General features: G+C 58.0%; 3 protein-coding genes and 2 pseudogenes. All 5 read right to left on the minus strand.

All coding sequences use genetic code 11. The features are described from left to right. Positions 1-172 precede the first annotated feature (172 nt). Positions 173-386, minus strand: a pseudogene (locus tag X738_RS80315) (transposase); the annotation flags it as partial. A gap of 35 nt (positions 387-421) precedes the next feature. Continuing rightward, positions 422-670: pseudogene (locus X738_RS80320) on the minus strand (transposase); the annotation flags it as partial. Between the two features lie 41 nt (positions 671-711). Beyond that, positions 712-1,341 carry a 4'-phosphopantetheinyl transferase family protein gene (locus tag X738_RS80325; RefSeq protein WP_023804245.1) on the minus strand — a complete coding sequence of 210 codons (630 nt, stop codon included), beginning with the start codon at positions 1,339-1,341 and terminating at the stop codon, positions 712-714. Between the two features lie 211 nt (positions 1,342-1,552). Next, complete coding sequence (locus X738_RS85805) at positions 1,553-2,137, minus strand: thioesterase domain-containing protein (RefSeq protein WP_373420511.1); 585 nt, start codon at positions 2,135-2,137, stop codon at positions 1,553-1,555. A gap of 55 nt (positions 2,138-2,192) precedes the next feature. Then, positions 2,193-3,143 carry a thioesterase domain-containing protein gene (locus X738_RS85810; protein ID WP_441295567.1) on the minus strand — a complete coding sequence of 317 codons (951 nt, stop codon included), beginning with the start codon at positions 3,141-3,143 and terminating at the stop codon, positions 2,193-2,195. Positions 3,144-3,218: the final 75 nt, after the last annotated feature.

A 3,218-nucleotide genomic window follows, 5' to 3' on the forward strand; every position in this document is an offset into this window, starting at 1 on the left:
GAGGTGATTGATGCCAAAGTTGCTGACCCAGGAGGTAATCTTCAGTGCCGAAAACTGGCCGGCTTTTGATTGGAATGGTGGCCGGCTTCAAATCGGAACGGTGGCCGGTCTTTGATCGGAATGGCGGCCGGCTTCACGTCGGTATCCGCAGGCAGTTGGCTTCTGGCGCGGCATCCTTCAACGCCGCATTGTCGAGCATGGCGTCGGCCAGAAGCCGCTTCAGCCGCGTGTTCTCGTCCTCCAGAGCCTTCAGTCGCCGAGCCTGGAGACATCCATCCCGCCGAAGCGGCCCTTCCAGTTGTAATCGAGGCGTCGCTGACCCCGTGCTTGCGGCACAGATCGGCAACCGACACCCCGGCCTCATGTTCCTTCAAAATTCCGATGATCTCTTCAGAAAAGCGGCTACGTTTNCTGGCGCGGCATCCTTCAACGCCGCATTGTCGAGCATGGCGTCGGCCAGAAGCCGCTTCAGCCGCGTGTTCTCGTACTCCAGAGCCTTCAGTCGCCGAGCCTGGAGACATCCATCCCGCCGAAGCGGCCCTTCCAGTTGTAATCGAGGCGTCGCTGACCCCGTGCTTGCGGCACAGATCGGCAGATCGGCAACCGACACCCCGGCCTCATGTTCCTTCAAAATTCCGATGATCTCTTCAGAAAAGCGGCTACGTTTCATGTCCTGGTCCTCTCGATGGGCCAGAACGAACGTCAACCGGATTAGATCAGCGGGGCAAGGTCACCGCATGTCGGCCATGAATACGCCAACCCAATTACATTGTTGGAAACAAGTAACTCGAGCGAAAATGTGCAATCTTTCTTTGGCACGTATCCTAATCGCGCAGNATCAATTTCCACGTCCTGGAATTCAAGAAAATCATTGTACAGTGGAAAATAGGCTTTATATACAGCCTCCTTCAAAACGAAGAGGTCCCGCCGTTGAAGCAGGCGTAGATCGTACGTGCGTTGCTCGTTAGGGGTGGCAATCAATTCGATCAGGTTCTCCGGCAGAGGTTCATTAGGCTCAATGTCGATGCCGAGAGCCGCAATCCTTTTCGTCCCTGCAATGGCGGCGGCTGCTACGGTATCGTGGTGCGCCAAAGATCCGACGACGCCGGGTGGCCAGATCGGAACACCAGAGCGCGTCTTTAGGATCGGCAGTTGTGGGAATCCCAGTTGGCCAAGGAGTGTTCTGGCGACTACTCTTGCAGCACCGCTTTGGCGGCGAACTTTGGTAACAGCGCGTCCCAACGAGGTAACTTCGGAAGCGTACAAGGTGGAGTCGTCAGCCGGTTCTATTGGACGGATGCCGAGGAGGATGTTCTGTTGATCAATGGTGATAGTCTCCATTCTATCTGGTCCCTTTGAGCTTTTCGAATGAGAAGCTCAGCCAATGCAGCTTGGCCTTGGAGTTGATCGACTCGGTCGTCGATCAGCAGCGGCGGCAGACCACATATGCTTCCCATCTTTGGATCACCGAGCCAGAACTCTCCGACATTTGGGGATTGTCGCGATCCGAGACTGAACCTCGTCTGGGTGCCAGAACCTTCGGTGCAGTTCGCTAGGGATCTTTTTCAAGAACCCCGGTTAAAGGCGTAGAAATGGCTCGGGCCAGAGCCTTGCGGTTTTCCAGAACACTCATCATCGTCACGTGGTCGCCTACAATCGGTACGGCAGTAATGGCCTCCGGACTCAAGACCCGGTCCCAGCCGCGCATAGGCGAACGTGCCTCTGGGCATAATGAACTCTTAGCTTGTCGTGCCCGAGAACTGAAGAGAGCCTCGGTGGCATAAAACTGATGTATCTCAATTGGCAGGGTTGGGACTTGGTACGCCTGCAGCGCCTCGTGAAACCGGGCGGTCCTTTCATACATCAAAACATCGTTATGGAGATTACGATCCAGAGGTATTGCCCCAATTTGCTGCCCCTTTTCAAGCAGCTGAGCGATTGAACTTTGTCCAGCAAATTGCTCCAGCACTTCGAAGCTCTCATCATCTAAGGATTCAAAAGAATCGAGCACCACGTCTCGTACCATTTGGATGGGTGATATCTTTGTCACGTTTGCAGGTAGCGTAACATCGATGAGAGCGATGAACGACACAGCGTCATCGAGACTCAGCAAGCGCTGGGCGATTGCGTAAGCCAAGATTCCGCCTGATGAGTATCCAGCGAAGCGATACGGACCCTGCGGCTGGATCTCTCTAATCGCCACGATGNGCCAAGATTCCGCCTGATGAGTATCCAGCGAAGCGATACGGACCCTGCGGCTGGATCTCTCTAATCGCCACGATGGTCTCCGCGGCCATCGCCTCAAGAGATGGTGGACAAACCTCATTGAAAGGCGGCCATGGTAGAGCGTAAATGGGACAGTCTATGTCCATTTCGTTCGCCAAACCGAGGACATAGGAACAATCGCCCGAGCCTGTGGGAACAAAGAAGAGCGGTGGCTGCGATCCGGTTGCTTGTACGGAAATCACGCCCGGACTACAGGGCTGTGGCTCCAAATGACTCTTCGATGCAAGTTCCTTCAGAACAGGGGCTTGGAAGAGGTCGGCGGCGCTAAAGTTCAGCCCAAGATCTAATGCTCGACTGAGCAACTGCACCGCCAGGAGCGAGTGGCCACCCAGCTCGAAGAAGTGGTCGTGGCGCCCGATGCGCTCGACCCCGAGAAGCTCCGCCCATATCTCGGCCAGCGCCGTCTCGATCGCGCCGCGCGGCGCCTCATAGGCCGCCCGCGCATAGGCCTCGTCCTCCGGCGCCGGCAGTGCCTTGCGGTCGAGCTTGCCGTTCACCGTCAGCGGCAAGGCCTCGAGCCGCACGAATGCCGATGGCACCATGTAGTCCGGCAGCCGCCCGCTCACATGCGCGCGCAAGGCGCCGGCAAGCGCGCCGCCACCGTCCTCGTCCGAGCCGGCCTCGGGTCCACACACGACATAGGCGACAAGGTGCTTGTCGCCGGCCCGGTCCTGGCGCGCCACCACCACCGCCTCGCGCACCCAGGCGTGCTCGCAAAGCCGCGCCGCGATCTCGCCCGGCTCGATGCGGAAGCCGCGGATCTTCACCTGGTCGTCGTTGCGGCCCAGAAACTCCAGATTGCCGTCCGGCAGATAACGCGCCAGATCGCCGGTCTTATACAGCCGATCGCCTTCCACAAAGGGACTGGCGATGAACCGCTCCGCCGTCAGATCGGGCCGGTTCAGGTAGCCACGCGCAACCCCCGCCCCGCC

Source organism: Mesorhizobium sp. L48C026A00, from assembly GCF_000502375.1.
Lineage (GTDB): Bacteria > Pseudomonadota > Alphaproteobacteria > Rhizobiales > Rhizobiaceae > Mesorhizobium > Mesorhizobium muleiense.